We start from the raw sequence: 1924 nt of genomic DNA on the forward strand, positions 1-1924 counted from the left end.
TGAGTGGGCGTTCTGTGAGCATTTATCGGTCAGTGCTTGGTCCTGACGGCGACTCATCAGGGACCTGCCGAGATGTCGCATCAGGCGGCGCTCAGCGATACTCGTCCCATGGAGTGGTTCGAGCAGGCCCGGGACGCGGAACAGCTCCGGGATTGGGATACGGCTATCACGTTGGTGAGTGCCCGGGCCGAGTGCTACTCCGCCGATTCCTACGCCCACGACAACCATCTCTGGCACATGGCATTGCTCGCCCGAGCAGGACGGTTCGCAGAGCTCACGGAACTCGCCCTCACCGATGTCCATGCACGCCGGAGGCTCAACGCATCGCTTCGAGAGCGGGGGATGGAGGCAGCGCTACGCATGCGCGCCGAAGATGGCGACCGCGACGCCCTTTACGGCCTTGTTCGACTGCTGTGCGAGACGAACCGGGTTCAAGAGGCCGATCAAGCGGTCCACGACCTCGGCCGAGATGATCAGCACGCGCACCAGATCGTGGCCGGCTTTCGATCGTCATCGAACGCCTTTGCCGGGTTCTAACTTGAGGGTGGCACTGTCGTGGTACGGGACGGCTGAGGAATAGTGAAGAGGCCGGGCTCGGGTTCGATGAGAACGCCACGGCTGACCAGGCGCTTCAGCTTGGCTCGGGTGCCTTCGGTGTGGCGGGGCTCGGCGCCGACGCCGAGTGCCCGGCACACGTCCTTGGCGCGCAGGCCGTCTTCGGCGTTCTCGAACAGGGCGAGAATCTGCCGGTAGGCCGATGGGACGAGGTCAGGGGTGCGGTCGTCGTCTCCGGCGATCTCCAGCAGGGTTTCGCGGGTGATCTGCAGGCGTCTCAAGGTGTCTTCGGCGGTTAAGAGTTGCTCGGTGAGACGGGCTATCTGGTCACGCAGTTGTTCGGTCGTCTCGCGGACGATCTGCTGTCGGGTCTCGATCTTGTCCAGGAGTTCCCTCATCGATGCTCCTGCTGGTCGGGGGCTGCGTGTCAGGTCGGTGGGTCGCGCCAGGTCGGCGTGGTGGCGGCGGTGAGGCGGCGGAGCATGACGTCGGTCATGGACCAGTGGATCATCGCGACCGAGCTGGCCGGCTTTGCCTCGTAGTCGCGCACCAGGCGTCGGTGGAGCATGAGCGTTCCCAGGGTCTGCTCGACCACCCACCGTTTGGGCTCCGGTGTGAACCCTCGTGCACCGGGCTCACGTTGGACAATCTCCACATCGATACCGAGGCGGGCGCCGTGCTCGACGACCGCGTTCTTGAACCCCGCGTCCGTCCATGCCTTGGTCACGGTGGGCGCGGCGCGGACGACCTTGTCCAGCAGCGCGATGCCGATCGCGTTGTCGTGGACACTGGCCGCGACAACGACGGCGGCGATGACCAGGCCGAGCACGTCGGTGGCGATGCCCCGCTTGCGGCCCGGGCTCTTCTTGCCCGGATCCAGCCCGGTCGTGTCCTTCGGCGCGTTCGTCGAGGTCCGCACGGTCTGGGAGTCCAGGACGACCGCGGTGGGGTCCTCGTGTCGCCTGCGGCTTTCGCGGACCTGCCAGCGCAGCAGGTCGTGGATGGTCTCGGCGGTCCCGTCGTCGCGCCATGTGCCGAAGTAGTAGTACACCGCGCTCTTGGGCGGCAGGTCGTGGGGCAGGTAGCGCCACTGGCAGCCGGTGCGGGCCTGGTAGAGGATCGCGTTCACGATCTCCCGTATCTCGTACCGGCCTGCATGGCCGCTGACCGAGGGATGCTTCGCCTTCCACGCGGTGAGGACCGGCCGGATCAGCTCCCAGGCTTCATCCGACAGGTCGCTCGGGTACGCAGGACGCTCGTCCACATCCACCAGCACACCGCGCCGACGGCCCGCCGTGAAGCACCGGAACCGGACAACCTGCCTTCAAGGACTACGAGAACCACCCAAGACTCGCAGAACGCCCTCTGA

Annotated in this window: 3 protein-coding genes; 1 reads left to right on the forward strand and 2 read right to left on the reverse strand. The window is 66.1% G+C overall.

The annotated features are described in order from the left end of the window. The first annotated feature begins 108 nt into the window (after window positions 1–108). Entirely contained in the window at window positions 109–537 is a 429-nt protein-coding gene (locus ACWDBE_RS39045) for a hypothetical protein (RefSeq protein WP_449810359.1), read from the forward strand. Here ACWDBE_RS39045 and ACWDBE_RS39050 read toward each other — a convergent pair. Continuing rightward, entirely contained in the window at window positions 534–953 is a 420-nt protein-coding gene (locus tag ACWDBE_RS39050) for a hypothetical protein (protein ID WP_449810360.1), read from the reverse strand. The genes ACWDBE_RS39045 and ACWDBE_RS39050 overlap by 4 nt on opposite strands. Before the next feature lie 29 nt (window positions 954–982). Further along, the gene (locus tag ACWDBE_RS39055) at window positions 983–1819 is read right to left on the reverse strand and encodes an IS5 family transposase (protein ID WP_449810361.1); all 837 of its coding nucleotides are present in this window, start codon (window positions 1817–1819) and stop codon (window positions 983–985) included. Window positions 1820–1924: the final 105 nt, after the last annotated feature.

This window comes from Kitasatospora sp. NPDC001132 (genome assembly GCF_053598415.1).

Coding starts and splice junctions, on each gene's coding strand:
- ACWDBE_RS39050 (WP_449810360.1), bottom strand. CDS start 953: ATGAGGGAACTCCTGGACAAGATCGAGACCCGACAGCAGATCGTCCGC.
- ACWDBE_RS39045 (WP_449810359.1), top strand. CDS start 109: ATGGAGTGGTTCGAGCAGGCCCGGGACGCGGAACAGCTCCGGGATTGG.